Origin of the sequence: Burkholderia savannae, assembly GCF_001524445.2 — a bacterium.
GTDB lineage: Bacteria > Pseudomonadota > Gammaproteobacteria > Burkholderiales > Burkholderiaceae > Burkholderia > Burkholderia savannae.
On record NZ_CP013417.1, the window covers coordinates 38519 to 61036 of the forward strand.

Below are 22518 nucleotides of genomic sequence, written 5' to 3' on the forward strand. Positions count from 1 at the left end.
TCGCGATTTCCCCGTTGTCGCTACCTGCAAATGTCATTCGTCCGCAAAGGCATGCCGCATGTTCAACAGAAGACGATTCGATTGAATCGAACTTGCAACACGGGAAGCGGCGGGCCTGCGCCGAAAGAGTTATCCACCCCAAGCTCTGGAAATCCTCGGGATAACTCGTCACCCTGCCTGTGGACCATATCTTGATAAGGCGAGCCGTGCTTAAAAGCGCGTCGAAGTTATCCTTCGCTCGTGGCGGATATTCACGCTCAGTCGATATGGTTATGGAATCGATGTCGCTCTGATGTATCAGGGAAAACCCCGGTTTTCCACAGGAATGAGTCGCCTTTGTTAACTCTTACTACGTATACATACATAAATTAAAAGAATTGAAGACGCAATGCACAGCGAAGCCCGTGTCGATCTCGAAAGCAGTCCACAAGCCACGTTGAACAAGCGCATGAAGGAAGGCATGCAAAAGACTGTGCCCAAGCGAATCCGCGAATCAAGGAAAGTGAATCGACGCGTCGTGGCGCGGCGCGCGGAATTCAGGCGAGTTCGCCCCGCTTTGCGGCTGGGTTTGGGAAAACCGCGAGCCGGAGCGGTGGTTTTGTGCGATGGCTTGCGCTGCCCCGGTCCGCCGCCGCGACTTACGCGCGGACCGGCGCAAATTCGGAAGAGGGAGAATTCGACGCGAACGGACCCGGCATGCGCGAGCACGTACGCCGGGCGCATGGCGATCGACATCGCGTCGTGAACGGAAATTGCGCTTATCGGTGCGCCATCCGGGCGCCGGCATCCGGAACGGCCCGCTCGACGAGCACGATGTGTTCGCCGTCGGCCGTGCGTTCGACTCGCGCATCGACTCCATACGCGCGCCGCAGGCTCGCCGGCTCCAGCACGTCGGACGGCAAGCCGTCCGCCAGCACGCCGTCGGGCCCGAGCAGCGCCATACGATCGCAGAAGCGCGACGCGAGATTCAGGTCGTGCATCGCGACGACGACGATCGCCGCCCGGCGGCCAGCCGCGTCGCGCATCGCTTCGAGCGCGAGCAATTGCCAGCGCAGATCGAGCGCGCTCGTCGGCTCGTCGAGCAGCAGAAGCGGCGTGTGCCGCACCAGCACCTGCGCGAGGCCGACCATCTGGCGCTGGCCGCCCGACAGGCTGTCGAGCGGCTTCATCGCAAGCGGATGCAGCCGCAGTTGCTCGAACACCGCATGCAGCCGCGCATCGTGCTCGGCGCTCGACAGCCCGCCGCACGTCGCGCGCAGCGCGCCGCTCACCGCCTCGTAGACGAGGAGCGTCGACGCTTGCGGCAGCGTCTGCGGCAGATAGCCGACGCGCCGCATGTGCTCTCGGCGCGAGCCGCGCAGCAGATCGACGCGGCCGAGCGACACCGCGCCGCGCGCCCGCACGAGCCGCGCGATCGCGCGCAGCAGCGTCGATTTCCCGACGCCGTTCGGCCCGAGCACGGCCACCACGCAGCCCGGCTCGATCGGCCGCAGCGCGAGCGAATCGAGGATCTCGCGGCGGCCGTACGCGACGCTCAGGTTGTCGATGCGCAGCTCAGCCATCGCGTCTGCGCCGACTGATCAGCGTCATGAAAAGCGGCACGCCGACGAGCGCGGTGATGATGCCGATCGGCAGCACGAGGCCGCTGACGAGCGTCTTGCTGAGGATCGACGCGCCCGAGAGCATGATCGCGCCGGCGAGCATGCCGCCCGGCAGGTAATAGCGGTGATCGTCGCCGACGAGCAGCCGCGCGATGTGCGGCCCGACGAGCCCGACGAAGCCGATCGTGCCGACGAACGACAGCGCGGTGGCCGACAGCAGGCTGATGCGCACGAGCGTGACGAGCCGCAGCCGCTCGACGGCGATGCCCATGCTGCGCGCCTGCTCTTCGCCCGAGCGCAGCGCGGTCATCGACCACACGTGCGTGCTCGCCCGCAGCGCGCACGCGGCGAGCACGCCCGCGAGGAGCGCGATCTTGCTCCAGCTCGCGCGCGCGAGGCTGCCCATGCTCCAGAACACGATCTGCTCGAGCGCGTTGCTGTCGGCGATGAATTGCAGCAGCCACAGCAGCGCCTCGAAGCTGAACATCAGGCCGATGCCGAACAGCACGACCGTTTCGGTCGTCGCGCCGTGTCGCCACGCGAGCCAGACGATGAGCAGCGTCGCGGCCGTCGCGCTCGCGAACGCCCCGAGCGACAGCGCGAGGTTCTCGTTCCACACGACGAGCTGCCAGCCGGCGAGCACGACGACCGACGCGCCCACGCTCGCGGCGGCCGACAGGCCGAGCGTGAACGGGCTGGCGAGCGGATTGTTGAGCACGGTCTGCATTTCGGCGCCGGCGAGGCCGAGCGCGGCGCCGACGAGAATCGCCATCAACGCGTACGGCAGGCGTACGTTCCAGAGGATCACGCGCTGCTCGAGCGGCAGGCTGTCGGGCGACAGAAGGCCGGCGACGATGTCGGCGGGCGCGAACGTCGACGGGCCGGTGGCGACGTCGATCACGACGAGCGTCGCGAGCAGGCCTGCGAGCAGCATGAGCGCGACGAGGCGGCGCGCGGCGATCGCGCGGTAGCGCGTCCTGAGCGAGAGCCGGGAGGCGGGCAGCGTGCTCATCCGCGCGAGCCGTCGGAGGCTGCCGTGGCGGGCGCGGTCGACGTTTCGGGCGCCGACGCGATGCGCACCGCGAGCGCCGCGCTCGGCAGCACGACGCTGCCGTGATCCTCGCCGGCGATCACGCGGCATTCGGCGTGCAAGCCGCGCACCGGCTGCACGCCGTGCACGAACTCGCGCGCGGAGCTGACCTGCTTGCGCGCCTGCTGACGGCGCGCGCGTTCGGGATCGGGATTCGGCGCGCCTTCCTCGAGGCTGCCCACGGTGACGAGCAGGTCGACGGGCGTATCGAGCGCCGCCGTGCGTTCGACGAAGCGGTCGCGAAACGGCACGAGCGCGCGATCGCCCCACCAGATCGACGGGCTTGCCGCGACGTAGCGCCGGAACACGTGCGTGCGCGTGAGCATCGCGTACAGCGTGAGCAGCCCGCCGTACGAATGGCCGAACAGTGTTTGGCGGCGCGCGTCGACGGCGAATTGCCCTGCGAGCCACGGCTGCAGGTCGTGCTCGACGAAATCGAGGAAGCGGTCGGCGCCGGTGCGGATCGCGCCCGCCGATGGAAGCGCATCCGCGTCATTCGCTCGATCGTCCGCGTTGCCTTCCGACGCGTGCGCGTCGTGCGCGCTGCACGGGATCGGCGCCGGCGCCGCCGCTTCGCCCGCGAGCGGCGCGAGCGTGTAATCGGCGGCGCGCGCCTGCATGTCGTACGACGCGTCCGTCGCATAGCCGAGCGCGACGATCGCCGGCACGTCCGCCGGATCGACGCCGGGCCGCGCTGCGTGATTACGCGCGAGCTGCGCGAACAGATGGAATGCCGCGTTGCCGTCGAGCGCGTACAGCACGGGATGGCCAGCGGGCGGCGCGGGCGGCGGCGGCAGCGCGACGAAAATGCGCCGCCGTTGACCCGCGATCGATACGTCGATCCGGCGGCTTCGCGGCGTCTCGACCGCGGGCGCGTCGGCGAGGCCGGGCAACGCAACGGTGCCGCGGGTGCCGCCGCGAGCCGCGTTCGCCGGCGCCGCGCAACAAGGCAGCGGGGACAGCGAAGACAGCGCTGTGCCGAGCCCGGCGGCCAGCAGCGAGCGGCGCGCCGCGAAAGCGGGTCCGGGCATGTCAGCGCGCCTCGCTGATCCAGTACTCGCCGTTCAACGCGACCGGCTGAAAGCGCGCATACAGTTGCTCGAGCGTGCGCCGCGGATCGAGATCGGCGAACAGTTCGGGATGCAGCCATTTGGCCATCGCCTGCACCGCGACGACGTTGAACGGCGAGTTGTAGAAGTGATGCCAGATCGCGTGCGCGCGGCCTTGCCGGACCGCACGCAGCGGCGCGAACTGGGGGCGCCGCAGCGCTCGCTCGAGCGAGCGCCGCGCAACGTCGGCCGGCACGCCCGCGCCGAGCGCGATCCGTTGCGGCGTGCTTTGCAGCGTTTGCGCCGAGCCGATCGCCGTGCCGATGTAGACGGACGGCTGGCGGCTCAGCAGGTATTCGGGATTGAGCATCCCATGCTCGCCGGGGACGATGCCCTTCGCGACGTTGGCGCCGCCCGCCGCGTCGAGCAGGCGGCCCATCATGCCTGTCATCGTGTCGCAGCAGTCGGTCGCGAGCCCGACGCGGCTTTCGAGAAACACGGTCGGCGCGGCGGGCCGCGCGGCCTTCAGCCGCTGCCGGACGACGTCGAGCTGCCGCTGCCACTCGGCGTTGAACGCGGCCGCGCGCTCGGGCGAGCCGAACACCTGGCCGAGCACCGCGATGCTGCGCGGCGTGTTGCCGAGCGGATCGTGACGGAAATCGACGAACACGATCGCGACGCCGGCCGCTTCGAGCCGCGCGAGCGTTTCGCGATCGCGCTCGCCGGGGCCGTGGCCGCCGCCCAGTCCGAAGATCGCGACTTGCGGGCGCAGCGCGAGCGCGCGCTCGTCGCTGAAGCTGCCTGCCTGCGACCGGCCGATGCGCGGCACGTTGTCCAGATGCGGAAATTTGCCGCGCCACTGCGCGTAGCTCGCCGGATCGAGCTGCTCGAAGTCGCCCATCATGCCGACGAGCCGGCGGCTCGGATCGCCTTGCTCGGCGATCGCGACCGCGGGCAGCAGGCGTCCTTCGCCGAGCAGCACGCGCTCGACGTTCGCCGGCAGGCGGACGGTGCGGCCCGCAAGATCGGTGACGGTCTGCTGCGCGTGCGCGGAATGAATCAACGAAACGGTCAACCATGCGCAAAGCAGTGACCAAAATCTGCTTGTGTTTCTCACGCTATTCCCGATACGATATAAATGATAATTATTCTCATTTGATTCTAACCGAGATTGCGCCCCCGTAGCCGCGCCCGATGTTTGGCCGAGCAACGGATTGGTTTGCGTGAGCGGCGACGTGCGTCGCCGGGCCGCGGCGTCGAGGGCGCGCGAAGTGCGGGCGGGGCTGAAGAAATTGGATGCGCGCGTAGAAAACCTGTTTCCTTCCGGTCGCCGGGACCATGCGGCGCACATCGCCAAGGTCCGCGAAGTGCGGCCGGGCCTGCGCGTTCATGCGGACGACGCAATCGACGAATTCGACGCGGTCATGTCCGGCCAATGCACGGCGGGGCTGCATCTCGTGCTGCTGCTCGAAGGCGAGCTCGACGTGTCGTACGGCGATCGCCGCATCGTGCTGACGACCGCTGCCCGGCCGCACGTGTGCCCGGCGCCGCCGAGCGGCGGCCGCAAGCCGGCCGGCGAGATGCAGGCGTTCCTCGTCAATGCGGTCGAGCCGGACACGTTCAGCCGGCGCGTCAGCAAGGGCGGCTACGCACGCCGCTTGAGCCTCGGCATCTCGGGCGAATGGCTGCGTCATCTGCAGGCGGCGAGTCGCGCGGCGATGCCCGAGCGGCTCGATTCGCTGCTGTCCGCGCATCTGTCGGTGCGCTTCTGGCAACCGACGCCGCGCGCGATCGCGCTCGCCGAGCAGATCGTGCGGCCGCCCGCGTATCAGCCGATGCTGCAGGCGATCTATCTCGAAAGCCGCGTGCTCGACCTGCTCGCCGAGGCGCTCGCGCCGCTGCAGACCGAGCAGCCTGCGATGGCGGCGGGCGCGGCGCAGGAGGCCGCGAATCTCGGTTCGCGCGGCTATCGCCGGATGGCCGAATTGCGCGCGTTCCTCGGCAGCGAGGCGGCGCAACAGCTTTCGCTCGACGACATCGCCCGCCAGATGGGCATGAACGCGAACGCGATGCAGCGCCAGTTCCGCAGCGTCTACGGCACCACGATCTTCGATTTCCTGCGCGAAAGCTGCTTGCAGCGTGCGCGGCTCGCGCTCGAGCGCGACGCGATCAGCGTCAAGCAGGCGGCCGCGCTCGCCGGTTACACGAGCGCGGCGAACTTCGCGACCGCATACAAGCGCCGCTTCGGCTTGACGCCGAAGCTCGCGCGCCGCAGCGGTCAGCACTGAGCGTCGCGCCGCGCCCCGCGGCCGGCACGCGGAGTGCGGCGTGCGAGGTACGAAGTGCGGTGACGCATGCACTCGCGTCACGCAAACAACTTCGTACCTTTCACAAATCTATCAACGCCTTTCGTCATTGATAATGGAAATGAGAATCAATTCCATTTGTCGATCAAGAAAGCCGTTATGTCGAGTCATGTTCCAGGCCTTGCGTTGAAGCCGGCGGTCGCCGCCGCCTTGTATTTGATGGGGACGTCCGCCGGATGGGCGCAGCCGGCCGCCGAGCCCGCGCCCGCCGAGGATGCGGCCGCGCTGAAGGCGATCGTCGTCACCGCCAGCCAGCGCGAGCAGGCGATCAAAGAGGCGCCCGCCAGCATCTCCGTCATCACCCGCGAAGACATCGAGGCGAAGCCGTACACGTCGTTCGCCGACATCGTCGGCAAAGTGGAGGGCGTGAGCGTCGTCGGCGCGTCGCCGAACGATCAGGACATCTCGATTCGCGGCATGCCCGGCGAATACACGCTGATCCTCGTCGACGGCCGCCGCCAGAACACGCGCGAGACGATGAACCGGGGTACGGGCGGCGTGCAGAGCAATCTGCTGCCGCCGCTTTCCGCGATCGAGCGGATCGAGGTCGTGCGCGGGCCGATGTCGTCGCTGTACGGCGCCGACGCGATGGGCGGCGTGATCAACGTGATCACGCGCAAGGTGCCGAAGCGCTGGGGCGGCACCGTCACCGCGAGCGGCGTGTTCCAGCTCGAGTCGAATCAGGGCGACACGCAAAGCGTCGATTTCTGGATCGGCGGCCCGCTGAAGAGCGACGTGCTCGGCTTGCAGGTGTCGGGGCGAGGGCTGCATCGGAGCGAGGACGACATCTACTATCCGAAAAGCGCAACGAGCGGCGCGAACGGGCAGCGCGCCGCGAGCTTCGACGTGAAGCTGACCGCGAAGCCCGCGAGCAACCAGGACCTCACGCTGAACGCGGGCCACGATCAGTTCAGCTACCTGAGCACGCCGGGCAAAAGCCTCGCGCCTGCGAAGCCGGGCACGGCCGGGACGACGATCGTCGAGACGCGGCACGTGCGCGACTACTGGGGCATTACGCACAACGGCCGCTGGGGCTTCGGCAACTCGACGCTGTCGCTGTATGGCGAGCGCGGCACGCAGGAACAGTGGACGGCCGTCGCGCCGTCGCCCGTGAAACCCGCGATCACCGACACCGTGCTCGAAGGCAAGGTCGAGGTGCCGTGGTGGGGTGAGCGCAACATCCTGACGGCGGGCGCGCAGCACATCTGGTCGCGGCTGTCCGGCGCGGGGCGGCAGGATGCGGTGCCGAAGGGCTACGCCGTCAACTCGGACAGCATCCAGCGCAATTCGTGGGCGCTCTTCGCCGAGAACGATTACTTCTTCAACAGCCGTTTCACGCTGACGACGGGCGTGCGGCTCGATCACGACGAGCGCTACGGCAGCCACGTGAGCCCGCGCGCGTACGGCGTCTACAAGCTGAGCCCGACGCTCACGCTGCGAGGCGGCGTGTCCGCCGGCTTCAAGCCGCCGTCGCTGCGTCAGAGCACGGCGGGCTACTGCATGACGTCGGGCGGAGCGGCGGGCGCGGTGCCCGGCACGCTCTGCGGCAATCCGAGCCTCAAGCCCGAGACGAGCCTCAGCGAAGAGCTCGGCATCCGCTATGACCGCGGCGAGAGCCATGTGAGCCTCACGTTGTTCAACAACCTGTTCAAGAACAAGGTCGCGAGCTACGACTCCGGCGTGGCCGACCCGAGTTCGCCCGGCCGCAACATCTACGTGTACGACAACGTCGACCGCGTGAAGCTGTACGGGCTCGAAATCGGCGCGGGCGCGCGCGTGGCCAAGCAAGTGAAGATTTCGGGCGCGTACACGTTCACGCAATCTCGCCGCGAGGGCAGCGGCGAGAAAGCGTTCGACGGCAGCTCGCTCGACGGCTTCCCGCTCGACAAGACGCCGAAGCACAAATTCAACGTGCAGGTCGACTGGACGCCGACGCCGCGTCTCGATCTCTACGCGAACGTCAACTACACCGGCACCGAATACTGGGCCGCGTTCCGCAACGGCGCGCAAGGCGTGCGCGAACGGCCGTCGACGACGACCTTCGACATCGGCGGCCGCTACCGGATCGACAAGCATTTCTCGGTCAATTTCGCGGTGCTGAACCTGACGAACCGGATGGTGCCGATCGACGACCGCACGCGGGCGACCGGCCTGAGCGGCAACTGGCTCGTCGACCAGGGCCGCCGCGTCGCGGTGAGCCTGACCGCGGAGATGTAACGCGCACGCGCCGCGCGACGCGGCGCGTCGATCCAGACGATTCGAATTCGGAGGTCACAACGTGAACGCGATTCCCAAGCCGGAATTTTTATCAGTTATCCAAAATGTGCTCGACGCGTACGAGCCCGACGCGCCGTTTCTCTTCGCGACGCCAAGCCATACGCTGCTCGCGCGAGACGTCGTCGAACGCGTGCCGCATGGCGACGAGCCGCTCGGCGCGCGCGTGCAGCGTGCGCTCGCGCGCGCCCGCGAGCAAGGGCACGGCGATGCGGCGGTTGTCGGTGCGGTGCCGTTCGATGTCGAGCGGCCCACCGCGCTCAGCGTCGTGCGCGCGATGCGGCGCGGCGGCCCGCTCGCCGACGTAGCGCCGCCGCTCGCCACGCATCGTGGCGGCCACGACGCCTACGACTACGACGCGCGCGCGGTGCCGCCGGGCGCCGAATATGCGGCGGCCGTCGCGCAAGCAGTCGCGAGCATCCGCGCCGGGCATCTCGACAAGGTCGTGCTCGCGCGTACGCTCGAGCTGACGGGCGCGCGACCGGTCGACGTGCGCGCGCTGATCGAACGGCTCGCCGCGCGCAATCCGCATGGCTACACGTTCTCGGTCGACGTCGGCGATGGGCGCACGCTGCTCGGCGCGAGCCCCGAGCTGCTCGTCAGCCGCTTTCAGGGCGTGCTGCGTGCGAATCCGCTCGCCGGGTCCGCGCCGCGCAGCAGCGATCCCGTCGAAGACCGCAGGCGAGCGGACGCACTGCTCGAATCGGCGAAGGATCTCGACGAACATCGCGTCGTCGTCGATGCGGTGAAGGAAAGCCTCGCGCCGTTCTGCAAGAAACTCGCCGTGCCCGCGCGGCCGTCGCTCGTCCATACGCAGACGATGTGGCATCTGTCGACCGAAGTCGCCGGCGAGACGAGCGCCGACGCGCTGACGCTCGCCCTCGCGCTGCATCCGACGCCCGCCGTCTGCGGTTATCCGCGCAGCGAAGCGCGCGAGGCGATCCTGCGCGCCGAGCCGTTCGATCGCGGCTTCTATGCGGGCACGCTCGGCTGGGTCGATGCGCGCGGCGACGGCGAGTGGATCGTCACGATCCGCTGTGCGCAAGCGCGCGGCGCGACGCTGCGGCTTTTCGCGGGCGCGGGCATCGTCGGCGATTCGGTGCCCGAAGCGGAACTCGCTGAAACGGCCGCGAAGTTCCGGACGATGCTCGATGCGATGGGCGTCGATCGCTCGGCGGCGACCGACGCGATCGCGAGGGCCGCCGCATGACGCTCGCGCATTGGACGCCGTGGCCCGACGACGTCGCGGCCGAATACCGGCGCAAGGGCTATTGGCAGGGGCAATCGTTCGGACAACTGCTCGACGCGCTTGCGCAACGGCACGGCGAGCGCATCGCGCTCGTCGAAGGCGAGACGCGCTGGTCGTACGGCCGGCTCGCCAGCGAAGCGACGCGCGTCGCGCGTGGGCTCGTCGCGCTCGGCATTCGCCCGCGCGACCGCGTCGTCGTGCAACTGCCGAATTGCGTCGAATTCTTCGCGGTCGTCTTCGCGCTGTTCAGGATCGGCGCGCTGCCCGTCTTCGCGTTGCCCGCGCATCGCAAGCAGGAGATCGGACACTTCTGCCGGCACGCGGAAGCGGTCGCGTATGTCGCGGCGGATCGGCGCGGCGGGTTCGACTACTGCGCGCTCGCGAAAACCGTGCGGGCGGAAGCGCCGACGCTCGAGCACGTATTGATCGTCGGCGACGCGGGCGAGCACGTCGCGCTCGCGGATCTGCGCGACGACGAAACGATCGCGCTGCCCGAAGGCCCCGCCGCGCACGATGTCGCGTTTTTACAGCTATCGGGCGGCAGCACCGGCACGCCGAAGCTGATTCCGCGCACGCACGACGATTACCTGTACAGCATCCGCGAGAGCGCGCGCATTTGCGGGCTCGACGAAACCGGCGTCTATCTCTGCGCGCTTCCCGTCGCGCACAACTACGCGCTGAGCTCGCCCGGCACGTTCGGCGTGCTGTACGCGGGCGGCACCGTCGTGTTGTGCGACGGCGGCAGCCCCGACATCGCGTTTGCGCTGATCGAGCGCGAGCGCGCGACGATCGCCGCGCTCGTGCCGTCGCTCGTTCCCGTGTGGCTCGCCGCGTCGGCGGCGCGACGCGCGGCGCTCGGGAGCCTGCGCGTCGTGCAGGTCGGCGGCGCGCGATTCGACGTGACGCTCGCGCGGCGCATCGAGCCGGAACTCGGCGCGAAGCTGCAACAGGTGTTCGGGATGGCTGAAGGTCTCGTCAACTACACGCGTCTCGACGATCCGCTCGACGTCGTCGTGCAGACGCAGGGCCGGCCGATTTCGCCGGACGACGAGATCCGCATCGTCGACGACGACGATCGTCCCGTCGCGCCGGGCGAAGTGGGCCATCTGCTGACGCGCGGGCCGTACACGATTCGCGGCTACTACAACGCCGATGCGCACAACGCGCGCGCGTTCACGCCGGACGGCTTCTACCGGACGGGCGACCGCGTGCGGATGACGGCTGCGGGGCATCTCGTCGTCGAAGGGCGCGCGAAGGATCAGATCAACCGAGGCGGCGAGAAGATCGCGGCCGAGGAGGTCGAGCATCTGCTGCTCGCGCATCCGGGCGTCGTCGACGCGGCGCTCGTCGCGATGCCCGATCCGTACCTCGGCGAAAGGAGCTGCGCGTACGTGATCGGCGGCGAGCCCGCGCCGCGCGCGGCGGATCTGCTGCGCTTCCTTCGCGAGCAAGGCATCGCCGCCTACAAGGTTCCCGACCGGATCGAATTCGTCGACGCGTTTCCGAAGACGCCTGTCGGCAAGACCGACAAGAAAGCGCTGCGCAGCGACATCGCGAACCGGCTGGCCGCGGCCGAAGCGGCTGTCGGCTGACTGCGCGCGCCGAATTCCTCGACGTTCCCAAACAACTTCACCAGCGACATGGCCATTCCGAAAATCCCTTCCTATCCGATGCCGGCGGACATTCCCGAGAGTCGCGCCGCATGGCGTTTCGACGCCGCGCGCGCGGCGCTCCTCGTGCACGACATGCAGGACTACTTTCTCGACTTCTACGATCGCGACGCGGCGCCGATTCCCGATGCGATCGCAAACGTGCGCGGCCTGATCGGTTTCGCGCGCGCGAACGGCATGCCGGTGTACTACACCGCGCAGCTGCCGCGACAGGCGGCCGCCGAACGCGGGCTGCTGACCGACATGTGGGGGCCGGGGCTCACCGCGCAGCCCGAGCGCGCGTCGATCTGCGCGGCGCTCGCGCCCGCGCCGGGCGACATCGTGCTCGACAAGTGGCGCTATAGCGCCTTTCAACGTTCGGATTTCGAATCGATGCTGCGCGGCGCGCGGCGCGACCAGCTCGTGATCTGCGGCGTCTATGCGCACATCGGCTGCCTGATGACGGCGTGCGAAGCATTCATGAAGGATATCGAACCGTTCTTCGTCGCCGATGCGCTCGCCGATTTCTCCGCGCGCGAGCATCGGATGGCGCTCGATTACGTCGCGCGGCGCTGCGGCAAGGTCGCGCTCGCGCGTGAGATCGCCGACGACCGGCGGGCCGAGGCCGAGCCGGATTCGATCGAGGCCGTCTCGACGCAGGTTGCGCGGATGCTGCGGATCGCCGCGGCGGATCTGCAGCCGCACGACAATCTGCTCGACCACGGGCTCGACTCGGTGCGGATCATGACGCTCGTCGAGACGTGGCGTCAGGCGGGGCGCGACGTATCGTTCGTGCAGCTCGCCGAAGCGCCGACGCTCGCCGCATGGTCGCAACTGCTGCAACGCGCGGACCGAGTGGCCGCATGACGAGGAGGACGACGATGCGACAACCCGATACGAACGCGCCGTCGGACGCGCTGCTCGTCAGCACCGCCGAAGTCTCGGTGCCGCAGGCCGATCGCGTGCTGTTCAAGATGTGCAAGCACTACGCGATCAAGATTCCGGTCGCGTTCGACGAACATCGCGCGGCGATCGATTTTCCGTACGGCAAGTGCCACGTGCTGCGCACGGACGACGTGCTCAGCATCCGCTGCGAGGCCGATTCGATCGAGAAGCTCGAACAGATCCAGTACGTGATGGACGAGCATCTCGCGTTGATGGCGCGCAACAAGCAACTGGCCGTCGACTGGCGGCGCGCCTGACGCGCGCCGCGTTCCTTTTCTCTTTCCGCACAACGCTCCATGCAGCAAACGAGTCAACGGATGCGCGCGACGTCCGCGCAATACGGCATTTGGGTCGCGCAGCAGGTCGACCCGGAAGATCCCGGCTATCTGACGGCCGAGACGATCGAGCTCGTCGGCGCGCTCGACGTCGACGCGCTCGCCGCCAGCGTCGAAGCCGTGCTCGATCGCGCGGATACGCTGCACATGCGCTTCGAGTGGGCCGACGACGCGCTGTGGCAGCACCGTCGCCCCGAGCGCGCGCAACTGCGCGTCGTCGATTTCGCCGCGCACGACGACCCCGAGGCGGCCGCGCGCGCGTGGATGCAGGCGTCGCTGTCCGTGTGCTGCGACGTGACGTCGGACGCGCTGTATCGCACCGCGCTGCTTCGGCTGTCGCCGCAGCGCCATTGGTGGTATCTGCAGATCCATCACATCGCGATCGACGGGTTCGGCTTCAGCCTGATCGAGCAGGCGGTCGCGGCGCGCTACAACGCGCGCGTTGCGGGAGCGCCGCCGCCCGCGCTGCCCGATTGGAACGTCGAGCGCGTCGTCGCGGCCGAAGCGGCGAATCGAGAGACAGGCGGCTTCGAGCGCGACCAGACATTCTGGATCGAACATCTGCGCAATGTGCCCGCGCCCGCCGAGATCGCGCCGAAGCGGGATGTCGGCGCTACGGCGCTGCGCCGCGTGCTGACGCTTGCGCCGGAGCAGGTCCGCGCGCTTTGCGCGGCCGCCGAGCGTGCGGGCGCCGAATGGACCGCGTGGATGCTGGCCGCGATCGGCGTGTGGCTCGGCAAGCAGAGCGGGCAGCGCGATTTGACCTTCGGCCTGCCGGTGATGAACCGGCTCGGCACGCCCGCGCTCAACGTGCCGTGCATGGCGATGAACATCGTGCCGTTCGGCGTGCACGTGCGCGCGGATGCGACGCCGCGCACGCTCGCGGCCGACGCCGTTCGCCGTCTGCGCGCGATCCGGCCGCACCTGTACTACCGCTATGGCTGGATTCGCGGCGATCTCGGGCTGCTCGAGCACAACACGTTCCTGTTCAATCAGGCGGTGAATCTGATGCCGTTCGAGCGGCGGATCGCGTTCGCCGGATTGAAGAGCGATACGCAGGCGGTCAGCGGCGGTCCCGTCAAGGATCTGAACGTGACGCTCGTCGTGCGCGACGGCGCATGGCGCGTCACGCTCGAAGCGAATCCGAACGCGTATGACGACGCGCGCATGTCGGCGCTCGCCGACAGCCTCTCCGCCTGGCTCTTCGCGTTCGCCGCGCACGAGCCCGATGCGCCGCTCATGCCGCTGCTGCACGATTTGCCGCCGCCGTCGATCTGTCGCGGCGAGCCGCTCGCCGAGCCCGTCGCCGACGTGCTCGCGCTCGTGCGGCGAGCGGTCGAGCGCGCGCCGAGCCAGCTTGCGATCGAAGCGGGCGACGCGCGAATCGATTACCGGATGCTGCTCGCGCGCGTCGATGCGATCGCCGCCGCGCTCGTGCGGCACGGCGCGAACGCGCGCAGCCGGATCGCGATACTCGCGCCGCGCTCGCCGGATGCGATCGCGTCGATGCTCGCGGTGTTGCAGACCGGCGGTGCGTTCGTTCCGATCGATCCCGACGGCCCCGCGCGACGCACGGCGAGCGTGCTCGCGGACGCCGCGCCCGATCTCGTGCTGACGCATGCGCGATGGCGGCAAGACGCAGGTGCGGCGACGGCGGTCGATCTCGACGAGATCGATGCAGCCGATGCAGCCGGCGCATGCGAAGCATCCGCGGCGTCGGACGCCGACGCCGACGCCGCGCGCATCGCGCATTCGGCCGCGGCATCGGGCGTCGAACCCGATCCGCGGCATCCGGCCTATCTGCTCTATACGTCCGGCTCGACCGGCAAGCCGAACGGCGTGCTGGTCGGCCGCCGCGCGCTCGCGCAGTTCGTCGCGAGCACGCGCGCGCTGTACGGCGTCGGCCCGGCCGATCGCGTGCTGCAGTTCGCGCCGCTGCATTTCGACGCGAGCCTCGAAGAAATCTTCGTCACGCTCTGTCGCGGCGCGACGCTCGTGTTGCGCGACGACGCGATGCTTGATTCGGTCGCGACGTTCGCCGCCGCGGTCGAGCGTCTCGGCGTGACCGTGCTCGATTTGCCGACCGCGTACTGGCACGTGCTCGCGCACGCGCTCGACGCCGAATCCGCGCGCCGGCTGGGCGGCGTGCGGCTGACGATCGTCGGCGGCGAGGCCGCGCTGCCCGAGCGGATCGCGCGCTGGCGCGAGCTGCTGCCGCGGCAAATCCTGCTGAATACGTACGGGCCGACCGAGGCGACGATCATCGCGACGGCCGCGCGCGTCGGCGGCCCGGGAGCGGTCTGGCGCGCGGGCGAGGCCGTGCCGATCGGCCTGCCGCGTCCGGGCGTCGACGCGCGCATCGTCGACGCGCGGCTGTATCCGGTCGCGGTGGGGCGCGTCGGCGAGCTGGTGCTCGTCGGCGATGCGCTCGCGCTCGGCTATCTGAACGATTCCGAGCTGACCGCCGCGCGTTTCGTCGCGCTGCCGGATACGGGCGAGCGAGCATATCGAACGGGCGATCTCGCGCAATGGCGCGACGCTCAGTTGCGCTTCGCAGGCCGCGTCGACCATCAAGTGAAGATCAGCGGCTTGCGCATCGAGCCGCTCGAAATCGAAAACCTGTTGCTTCGGATGCCGAACGTGCGCGAGGCGGCTGTCGTGCCTGTCGCGCGCGGCGCGGGCGTCTGCACGCTGACGGCGTTCGTCGTCGGCGAACGCGACGTGGACGCATTGCGCGCGCTGCTCGCGCAATCGCTGCCCGCGCCGGCGATTCCCGATGGGTGGCATGTGCTCGACGCGCTGCCGCGCAATCCGAACGGCAAGACCGATCGCAAGGCGCTGCTGGCGCGTGCGGCGCCGCGCCGCGCGGATGCCGCCGGCGGCGATGCCGGCGCGAGCGAGCTGGAGCGGCAGGTGATGCAGGTCTGGCGGCAAGTGCTCGGCGACGTGTCGCTCACGGGCGCGTCGAACTTCTTCGATCTGGGCGGCAAGTCGCTGCAGGCGATCCAGGCGGCCGCGCAGCTCGCGATCGAGCTGCGCCGCGACGTGCCGGTGTCGATGCTGTTCCGCCACGCGACCGTGCGTTCGCTCGCGCAGGCGCTGACGGCGCCGCTCGCCTACCACCGCCCGCAAACCGCTCATGATGCGTTCGCGCCTTCGCTTGCGATCCAGGCAGGGCGGGCCGACGCGCCGGCGTTGATCTGCTTGCACCCGGCCGACGGCCTCGCATGGGGTTATCTGCGCGTCGCGCGCCATCTGCCGGACGTGACCGTGCACGGCTTGCAATTGTCGGTCGACGAGACGCGCGGCGCGCAGGACTTCGATGCGCTGATCGAGCGCTACGCGGCCCGCGTGCGCGCGCTGCAACCCGACGGGCCGTATCACCTGCTCGGCTGGTCGCTGGGCGGCGCGCTCGCGCACGGCGTGGCCGCGAAGCTGCGCGGCACCGGGCACGCGGTCGGCCTGCTCGCGCTGATGGACAGCTATCCCGCGTCCGCGTGGGCCGCGCATCCGATGCCGACGCTGCGCGACGCACTGCAGATCCTGCTCACGGTGAACGGCGATTTCGACACCGAAGGCGTCGCGCACGACGTGCTGCGCCAGCGGCTGCTGCGCGCGAACAGCGCGTTCGCCGCGCTCGGCGCGCCTGGGCTCGACGCGCATGCAGATCAGGTGTTGCGGCAGATGCGGCTCTTCCGCGCAAGCGAGACGCCGCGCTACGACGGCGACGTGCTGCTGTTTCGCGCCGCGCGCAATCCGGCGCACGTGCCGACTCCCGCCGCGTGGAGCGCGCATCTGCGGCCGGGCGCGCTCGCATGCCGCGTGCTCGCGTGCTCGCACGAGGGGATGTCCGATCCCGCGCCGATGGCCGAGATCGGCGCGGCGCTTGCCGAGCGCCTTCACGCGAACGCGCACAAATTCGACGATTTTTCAGGAGCTTGATCCGATGAGCAGCACCTTCACCGAATTTCCCGGGGGCGTCGCCGTCGTGAGCGGCGCCGCGCAAGGAATCGGCGCGGCGGTCGCCCGCGCGCTCGCCGCGCGCGGCATCGTCGTCGCGGCGCTCGACGTGCGCGCGGACGCGCTCGCGCAACTCGCGTCCGACGCGGAATCGGCCGGCGCACGCATTCATCCGTTCGACGTCGACGTTGCGAATGCCGACGCGGTGCGCGCGGCCGTCGATCGCATCGACGCGACGCTCGGCCCCATCGGCATGCTCGCGAACGTCGCGGGCATCCTGCGTCTTGCCGATTTCCGCACGCTCGGCGACGACGACTGGGCGCACAGCTTCGCCGTCAACACGCACGGCGTGTTCCATCTGTCGCGCTCGGTCGCGCAGCGGATGATCCCGCGCCGCGCGGGCAGCATCGTCACGGTCGGCTCGAACGCGGCGCTCGTGCCGCGCATGCGGATGGCGGCCTATGCGGCGTCGAAGGCGGCCGCGCATCAGTTCACGAAATGCCTCGGGCTCGAGCTCGCCGAATACGGGATTCGCTGCAACGTCGTCGCGCCCGGCTCGACCGATACGCAGATGCAGCGTCAGCTCTGGACCGACGAGCGCAGCGTCGACGCGGTGATCGACGGCTCGCTGCCCGCGTATCGCACGGGCATTCCGCTGCGCCGGATCGCCGATCCGGACGATGTCGCGTCGGCCGTGCTGTTCCTGCTGTCGAACGCGTCGCGCCACGTGACGCTGCACAGCCTGTGCGTCGACGGCGGCGCGACGCTCGGCGCGTGATGCGCGAGGCGCCGCGCGGCGAACACGCGCGCGACGGCTCCTTCACTTCTCTGGCTATCCGCTTATGAAAAACATCACCCTGTACCCGAACGGCGGCGTGGCCGGATCGCTCGCGGGCGTCGCGCGGCAGCGGGTCGGCATGCGGCTGCCGACGCCCGCCGCGCTGCGCCGCCGCTATCCGCTTTCGCCGACGATCCAGACGACCGTCGACGCGGGCCGGCGGCAAGTGCAGGCGATTCTCGAGCAGCGCGATCCGCGCTGGCTCGCGATCGTCGGGCCGTGCTCGATCCACGATCCGCAGGCGGCGCTCGATTACGCGCTGCGTCTCGCGCGTCTCGCGGACGCGGTGCGCGACGTGTTTTGCGTCGTCATGCGCGTGTACTTCGAGAAGCCGCGCACGACGGTCGGCTGGAAAGGGCTCATCAACGATCCGCGCCTCGACGGCAGCCACCGCATCGACGAAGGGCTCGCGACCGCGCGCCGGCTGCTGTGCGAGGTGAACGCGCTCGGGCTGCCGGCCGCGATCGAGGCGCTCGATCTCGTCACGCCGCACTACCTCGGCGACCTCGTGAGCTGGGCCGCGATCGGCGCGCGCACGACCGAATCGCAGGTGCACCGCGAGATGGCGTCGGGGCTGCTGATGCCGGTCGGATTCAAGAACGGCACGGACGGCGGCGTCGAGATCGCGATTCACGCGATGCAAAGCAGCATGCGGCCGCATGCGTTCATCGGCATGCACGACGAAGGTTATCCCGTCGTGCTGCACACCGACGGCAATCCGTATGCGCACCTCGTGCTGCGCGGCGGCCGCGACGGGCCGAACTACGACGCCGCGAGCGTCGCGGCGGCCGAGCGTGCGTTGCGCGTGAGCCGGCTGCCGACGAACGTCGTCGTCGATTGCTCGCATGCGAACTGCGACAAGCGGCATGCGCGGCAGGTTGCGGTGCTCGACGACGTCGTCGAGCAGATCTGCGCGGGCAACCGCTCGATTCGCGGCGTGATGCTCGAGAGCTTTCTCGAGGAAGGCCGGCAGTCGCTCGACAACGGCGTCGACGCGCTGCGCTACGGCTGCTCGATCACCGATCCCTGCCTCGGCTGGAACGCGACGGAAGCGGCGCTCCTCGCCGCGCGCGCGCGTCTTGCCGCTCACGTCGCACGCCGCTGACGCATTCGGCGCGCGTTGCGCATTCATTCATCGAACCAACAGGAGCCACATGTCCACGACTTCCGCTGAAACTCCGGCCGCCGCCGCCGATCGCGCCGGCTTGCCGCTGATGCCGCTTCTTGTCGCGAACTTCACGATGATGGCGGGCAACTACGCGTTCGTCGCGATCGCGGCGCCGCTCGCGCGGATGCTGCATCTGCAGGCGTCGCACATCGGCGCGGCGATCGCCGTCGTCGGTGTCGTCTGGATCGCGACCGCGCGCCGCTGGGGGCGCGCCGCCGACGTTCGCGGCCGCGTGCCGGTGATGCGCGCGGCGATCACGGGCTTCGTCGCGTTTTATCTGCTGCTCGCGTGCTACGTGTGGTGGGCGTTGCGCGACGGCGCGCACGCGGTGCCGGCGCTCGCGCTGAACCTGGCCGCGCTCTTCGTCGCGCGCGCGGCGATGGGCGGGTGCTTCGCGGGGCTGCCCGTCGCGGCGACCGCGTGGATCGCGGACCGCACCGCGCCGCAGCGGCGCGCCGCGACGATGGCGCGCTTCGGCGCGGCGGGCGCGATCGGCATGGTGATCGCGCCGCCGCTCGCCGGCTGGATCGGACGTTTCGATCTTGCCGCGATGCTCGCCGTGTTCGCGCTGTTGCCGCTCATGGGCTTGCCGGGGCTGGGCCGCCTCGACGACGCACGTCCGCGCGAGGTGCGCGGTGCGCCGCCGCGGCTCAGGATGACCGACGCGCGAATCCGGATGCCGTGGCTCAGCGCGATGGCGCTGTACAGCGTCATCGCGATCGCGAACAGCGCGCTCGGGTTTTACGTGATCGATCAGTTGCGCGTCGATGCGCAGCGCGCGGCCGTCGTCGTCGGCTATGCGCTCGGCTGCGCGGGGCTCGGCCTGATCGCGATGCAATCGGCGGTCGCACGGCTGCCGCGCGTCGCGCCGCTGCAATGGCTGCGCTGGGGCGCGCTCGCGAGCGCGGCGGGATTCGCGTCGGTGCTGCTCGTCGAGCCTGCGCAGCCGATGGTCGTCTGCGCGGGGTATCTCGTTGCGGCGTTCGGGATGGGGGCGTCGTTTCCGGCGGTCTCCGCGCTCGCGAGCGCGGCCGTCGACGCGCGCGAACAGGGCGCGTGCGCGGGCACGATGTCGGCCGCGCAGGGGCTCAGCATGATCGTCGCGCCGCTCGTCGGCACGGCGCTGTACGACTGGCGCCCGCAGGCGCCGTTCGCGCTGATCGGCGTGCTGCTGCTGCTCGTGTTCTGCGCGACGTGGCGGCGCGCGGCTGCGAAGCGATGAAGCGGTGAGGACGTGGATCGCGCGGTGCGAGGCTGCGGCGGCGCGCGATCGATGATTCATGATGCGCTTACGCGCAAGACGCGCAAGACGCGCAAGACGCGCAAGACGCGCAAGACGCGCAAGACGCGAAAGACGCGAAAGACGCGAAAGACGCGAAAGACGCGAAAGACGCGAAAGACGCGAAAGACGCGAAAGACGCGAAAGACGCGAAAGACGCGTTGCGCGCCGCGCGTCAGACCGCGCAGCGCGCGATATGGAAGCGCAATTCGGACTCTTCCGGATCGCCGTCGCCGCTGCGCGGGCGATAGACGCCGATGTTCGTGCCGGCCGACGCGGTCGGCGAGAGCGTGACGGTCCAATCGGCATCGGCCGAGTACGGACCGATCAGAACGGTGGTCGGGTTCTGCTGCGCGACGCGCGCCTGCGGCACGCGGCTCGTCAGGCAGCGCTCGACGTCGCGCGGGCTGCGCGGCGACGCGACGTAGATGATCCGGCCGCTCGGCGATTCGGCTTGCGGGCCGTTCGCGGGCGAGCCGGCGCAACCGGCGAGCGCCGCCACGGCGCCGACGAGCGCGCAACTGGCGAGAATCTGAGTCGATTTCATGGGCGATCCAAGGTGAGTCATTCGGCAAGAACGCGTCCGGATTCTATGCGTTTCGCGTCGGTCCGATGCGCGACATCGCGCGAGCGGCGGCGCGCCGAAGAGATTGAGGAAAATCCGATCGTGTGGCGAGCCTAACAAGGCAGGCGCATCGATTGTGTTAAAAATTGTTTTCGGTCGAACGTCTCGTGCCGGTTCGAGCGTTCGCGGCGGCGTGCTCGTGGCCGCATGCATCGAATGCGAATCGAACGTCGAGCGAACGCAGCCGCGTTGCGCGGCGGCCCGCCGGCGCGCGCGTTCGGGCCGATTTCGAGCGCGCTGATTGCGAGCGCGCCGATGCGCGAGCGCGGGATGGCGCTGCGCGATATTCGGTGACGACCGATTCGTTTGTCCGAGCGCGCGTGCGTGTCCGATCCGCGCGCCGAACGAATCGCAAAGCGCGCAGCGATTCACGTCACGCGATCGCCGCGCATTTGCCTGTCGACGCGAATCATTTTCGAGCGATCGCGCCGCGTCGCGATGTTCGTCGATTGCGCGGCGCTCTGCCGCATTGCATCGCACGTACCGCACTGCGCTCGCCCGCCGCCCGCCATTCGACGCAATGCCATGCGCGCGCCGTCCGCGATGCGGCTCGCTCGCCTGCCGAATGCGCCGCGATGCAACGCAATGCCTCCACTCGTCGAATCGAGTCGAATTCGTCCGGAACTTGATCGAACCGATTGAATCGCGAGATTCGCATGTCGCGAGAAATCCCGGCGCGCCGCATTTGATCGAGATCCACGCATTTCTCGACGATCGTGCTATCTATTCGATCCTTCGGGCCGGATTCGCATCGGCGCGAAAACATGCGCGGTGTGTCAACGCGGCGTGCATTCGCTGCGTTATACAACCGGCGCACGAGCGTTCACGCTGACGGAAACCTTTCGTTTCGTAAGGTGTGCGTCGTGAATCTCGACTGATACCGGCGCCGGATGCGCTCCAACGCATCGTGATTAACCGGATATTTCCGTTTGGATATTCAAGGAAAAACAATGAAGAAGATCATCGCTTCGGTGGCAACCGCCGCTATCGCATTCGCTTCGGCTTCCGTGTTCGCACAAGCGTCGGCACCGGCAGCTTCGGCGCCGGCGGCGGCTTCCGCCGTCAAGCACGACAAGAGCAAGCCGAAGCACGAGCTGAAGAAGCACGGCTCGGCGAAGGCCAAGGCGAAGGCGGACGCCGCGTCGGCAGCCGGCACGAACGACAAGGGCGCGCAGCAGTAAGCGCTTGCCCGGGGCGGCGCATGCGCCGCCGTCGGCGTGTCACGACGAACCCCGCGTTCTCGCGAACGCGGGGTTTGTTTTTCGTGCGCGCTTCATGCGCGCATCAGGCGTGCGGCGGCTTCGGCTGCGACACGTGATCGATCAGCGTGCGCATGCGTTGCCAGTGCGAGCCTTCCCAGAACACGCGGCGGCAGACGTCGCAGGTGACGAAGCGCGTGTGGCGCTGAAGCACGCCTTGCGGCGCGCGGCCTTCGGCTTCGGCGGGCGCGATGCGCCGCAGCGGCGCGTTGCACGACAGGCACAGCCGGAACGGCTGCGCGCTGCCCGCGAGATCGAGCCGGTCGAACAGTTCGCGCAATTGCGCCTGCGGCTTGAGCGCGCGCACGTAGCAGCCGTGCGTGATCGTGCGGCGCTTGAGCAGCTCGCGATCGCGCGTGAGCACGATCCGCGCGTCGCGCGCGGCGATCGCCTCGATCAGTTCGTCCGGGTAGTGGTTGTCGTACAGCGTGTCGAAGCCCGCGAGCCGCAGCAATTGCGCGAGCCCGCCGAGATGCGCGTCCGCGATGAAGCGTGTGATGCGCAGCGGCGCGGCGCGCACGCGCAGGAGCGGGCGGATGTCGATCGTCTCGAAGGTCGGGTAGACGGCGACGCGGTCGCCGTGCTCGAGCATGCGGCTGAACAGCGACGATTCGCCGTTCACGAGAATCAGCTCGACTTCGGTGTGCGGGACGCCGAGCGCCTCGATCACATGCTTGACGCTCGCGCCGCGCATGCAGGCGTGCTCGAATTCGCGGCGGCGCAGCGGCCGCGCGAGGAAATCGTTCAGCTCCTCGTAGAAGCGGAAAGTCACGGTGACCATTGGGCCAGTATCGCACCGCCGCGCGCTTCCCGCACATCGCGCCGCGTGCC

At 69.2% G+C, this 22518-nt stretch carries 18 protein-coding genes; 11 read left to right on the forward strand and 7 right to left on the reverse strand.

Going from position 1 to position 22518, the window contains the following annotated elements:
* Positions 1 to 758: 758 nt before the first annotated feature.
* Genes WS78_RS00215 through WS78_RS00230 form a run of 4 tightly spaced genes read right to left on the reverse strand, consistent with a single transcriptional unit; the run spans position 759 to position 4803 of the window.
* Positions 759 to 1562, reverse strand: a complete 804-nt coding sequence (locus tag WS78_RS00215) for an ABC transporter ATP-binding protein (protein WP_059582675.1) — start codon at positions 1560 to 1562, stop codon at positions 759 to 761.
* Positions 1555 to 2613 carry a FecCD family ABC transporter permease gene (locus WS78_RS00220; protein ID WP_059582671.1) on the reverse strand — a complete coding sequence of 353 codons (1059 nt, stop codon included), beginning with the start codon at positions 2611 to 2613 and terminating at the stop codon, positions 1555 to 1557. Before WS78_RS00220 ends, WS78_RS00215 begins: the two co-directional genes overlap by 8 nt.
* Positions 2610 to 3722: an alpha/beta hydrolase gene (locus WS78_RS00225; RefSeq protein ID WP_059582667.1), complete on the reverse strand. Its 1113-nt coding sequence runs from the start codon at positions 3720 to 3722 to the stop codon at positions 2610 to 2612. Before WS78_RS00225 ends, WS78_RS00220 begins: the two co-directional genes overlap by 4 nt.
* Before the next feature lies 1 nt (position 3723).
* The gene (locus tag WS78_RS00230; RefSeq protein ID WP_226377183.1) at positions 3724 to 4803 is read right to left on the reverse strand and encodes an ABC transporter substrate-binding protein; all 1080 of its coding nucleotides are present in this window, start codon (positions 4801 to 4803) and stop codon (positions 3724 to 3726) included.
* Between the two features lie 361 nt (positions 4804 to 5164).
* On the opposite strand from WS78_RS00230, the gene WS78_RS00235 reads away from it, so the two are divergent.
* The 10 genes from WS78_RS00235 to WS78_RS00280 all read left to right on the forward strand — a co-directional run bounded on the left by WS78_RS00235 (position 5165) and on the right by WS78_RS00280 (position 19746).
* Positions 5165 to 6028, forward strand: coding sequence for a helix-turn-helix transcriptional regulator (locus WS78_RS00235; RefSeq protein ID WP_226377184.1), 864 nt, complete (start codon positions 5165 to 5167; stop codon positions 6026 to 6028).
* A 177-nt stretch (positions 6029 to 6205) separates the two neighbouring features.
* Positions 6206 to 8323, forward strand: coding sequence for a TonB-dependent receptor domain-containing protein (locus tag WS78_RS00240; RefSeq protein WP_059582663.1), 2118 nt, complete (start codon positions 6206 to 6208; stop codon positions 8321 to 8323).
* A 61-nt stretch (positions 8324 to 8384) separates the two neighbouring features.
* Positions 8385 to 9590 (forward strand): isochorismate synthase, encoded by a 1206-nt coding sequence (locus tag WS78_RS00245; RefSeq protein ID WP_059582661.1) that lies wholly within the window; start codon positions 8385 to 8387, stop codon positions 9588 to 9590.
* Positions 9587 to 11221, forward strand: a complete 1635-nt coding sequence (locus WS78_RS00250) for a (2,3-dihydroxybenzoyl)adenylate synthase (RefSeq protein ID WP_059582656.1) — start codon at positions 9587 to 9589, stop codon at positions 11219 to 11221. Before WS78_RS00245 ends, WS78_RS00250 begins: the two co-directional genes overlap by 4 nt.
* Positions 11222 to 11269: 48 nt before the next feature.
* Positions 11270 to 12145, forward strand: coding sequence for an isochorismatase family protein (locus WS78_RS00255; RefSeq protein ID WP_059582653.1), 876 nt, complete (start codon positions 11270 to 11272; stop codon positions 12143 to 12145).
* A gap of 14 nt (positions 12146 to 12159) precedes the next feature.
* Positions 12160 to 12480, forward strand: coding sequence for a DUF2218 domain-containing protein (locus WS78_RS00260; RefSeq protein WP_052145050.1), 321 nt, complete (start codon positions 12160 to 12162; stop codon positions 12478 to 12480).
* Between the two features lie 60 nt (positions 12481 to 12540).
* Positions 12541 to 16500 (forward strand): non-ribosomal peptide synthetase, encoded by a 3960-nt coding sequence (locus WS78_RS00265; protein WP_226377185.1) that lies wholly within the window; start codon positions 12541 to 12543, stop codon positions 16498 to 16500.
* A 4-nt stretch (positions 16501 to 16504) separates the two neighbouring features.
* Positions 16505 to 17296: a 2,3-dihydro-2,3-dihydroxybenzoate dehydrogenase gene (locus WS78_RS00270; protein WP_059582638.1), complete on the forward strand. Its 792-nt coding sequence runs from the start codon at positions 16505 to 16507 to the stop codon at positions 17294 to 17296.
* A gap of 64 nt (positions 17297 to 17360) precedes the next feature.
* The gene (locus WS78_RS00275; protein WP_059582637.1) at positions 17361 to 18461 is read left to right on the forward strand and encodes a 3-deoxy-7-phosphoheptulonate synthase; all 1101 of its coding nucleotides are present in this window, start codon (positions 17361 to 17363) and stop codon (positions 18459 to 18461) included.
* A 49-nt stretch (positions 18462 to 18510) separates the two neighbouring features.
* On the forward strand, positions 18511 to 19746 hold the full coding sequence (locus tag WS78_RS00280; RefSeq protein WP_052145051.1) for an MFS transporter: 1236 nt from the start codon (positions 18511 to 18513) through the stop codon (positions 19744 to 19746).
* A 232-nt stretch (positions 19747 to 19978) separates the two neighbouring features.
* Here the strand turns inward: WS78_RS00280 and WS78_RS00290 are convergent, their stop codons facing one another.
* Complete coding sequence (locus WS78_RS00290; RefSeq protein ID WP_038746692.1) at positions 19979 to 20350, reverse strand: hypothetical protein; 372 nt, start codon at positions 20348 to 20350, stop codon at positions 19979 to 19981.
* Positions 20351 to 20837: 487 nt separating this feature from the next.
* Positions 20838 to 21128, reverse strand: a complete 291-nt coding sequence (locus tag WS78_RS35445) for a hypothetical protein (RefSeq protein WP_145986711.1) — start codon at positions 21126 to 21128, stop codon at positions 20838 to 20840.
* Positions 21129 to 21378: 250 nt separating this feature from the next.
* Between WS78_RS35445 and WS78_RS36900 the strand changes: the two genes are divergently transcribed.
* Complete coding sequence (locus tag WS78_RS36900) at positions 21379 to 21609, forward strand: hypothetical protein (RefSeq protein WP_038746698.1); 231 nt, start codon at positions 21379 to 21381, stop codon at positions 21607 to 21609.
* 103 nt (positions 21610 to 21712) lie between these two features.
* Here WS78_RS36900 and WS78_RS00305 read toward each other — a convergent pair whose 3' ends face one another.
* The gene (locus tag WS78_RS00305) at positions 21713 to 22468 is read right to left on the reverse strand and encodes a Mut7-C RNAse domain-containing protein (RefSeq protein WP_059582631.1); all 756 of its coding nucleotides are present in this window, start codon (positions 22466 to 22468) and stop codon (positions 21713 to 21715) included.
* Positions 22469 to 22518 lie beyond the last annotated feature (50 nt).

Coding starts and splice junctions, on each gene's coding strand:
- WS78_RS00220 (WP_059582671.1), bottom strand. CDS start 2,613: ATGAGCACGCTGCCCGCCTCCCGGCTCTCGCTCAGGACGCGCTACCGC.
- WS78_RS00260 (WP_052145050.1), top strand. CDS start 12,160: ATGCGACAACCCGATACGAACGCGCCGTCGGACGCGCTGCTCGTCAGC.
- WS78_RS36900 (WP_038746698.1), top strand. CDS start 21,379: ATGAAGAAGATCATCGCTTCGGTGGCAACCGCCGCTATCGCATTCGCT.
- WS78_RS00275 (WP_059582637.1), top strand. CDS start 17,361: ATGAAAAACATCACCCTGTACCCGAACGGCGGCGTGGCCGGATCGCTC.
- WS78_RS00250 (WP_059582656.1), top strand. CDS start 9,587: ATGACGCTCGCGCATTGGACGCCGTGGCCCGACGACGTCGCGGCCGAA.
- WS78_RS00265 (WP_226377185.1), top strand. CDS start 12,541: ATGCGCGCGACGTCCGCGCAATACGGCATTTGGGTCGCGCAGCAGGTC.
- WS78_RS00305 (WP_059582631.1), bottom strand. CDS start 22,468: ATGGTCACCGTGACTTTCCGCTTCTACGAGGAGCTGAACGATTTCCTC.
- WS78_RS00225 (WP_059582667.1), bottom strand. CDS start 3,722: ATGCCCGGACCCGCTTTCGCGGCGCGCCGCTCGCTGCTGGCCGCCGGG.
- WS78_RS00215 (WP_059582675.1), bottom strand. CDS start 1,562: ATGGCTGAGCTGCGCATCGACAACCTGAGCGTCGCGTACGGCCGCCGC.
- WS78_RS00240 (WP_059582663.1), top strand. CDS start 6,206: ATGTCGAGTCATGTTCCAGGCCTTGCGTTGAAGCCGGCGGTCGCCGCC.
- WS78_RS00235 (WP_226377184.1), top strand. CDS start 5,165: ATGTCCGGCCAATGCACGGCGGGGCTGCATCTCGTGCTGCTGCTCGAA.
- WS78_RS00290 (WP_038746692.1), bottom strand. CDS start 20,350: ATGAAATCGACTCAGATTCTCGCCAGTTGCGCGCTCGTCGGCGCCGTG.
- WS78_RS00255 (WP_059582653.1), top strand. CDS start 11,270: ATGGCCATTCCGAAAATCCCTTCCTATCCGATGCCGGCGGACATTCCC.
- WS78_RS00280 (WP_052145051.1), top strand. CDS start 18,511: ATGTCCACGACTTCCGCTGAAACTCCGGCCGCCGCCGCCGATCGCGCC.
- WS78_RS00270 (WP_059582638.1), top strand. CDS start 16,505: ATGAGCAGCACCTTCACCGAATTTCCCGGGGGCGTCGCCGTCGTGAGC.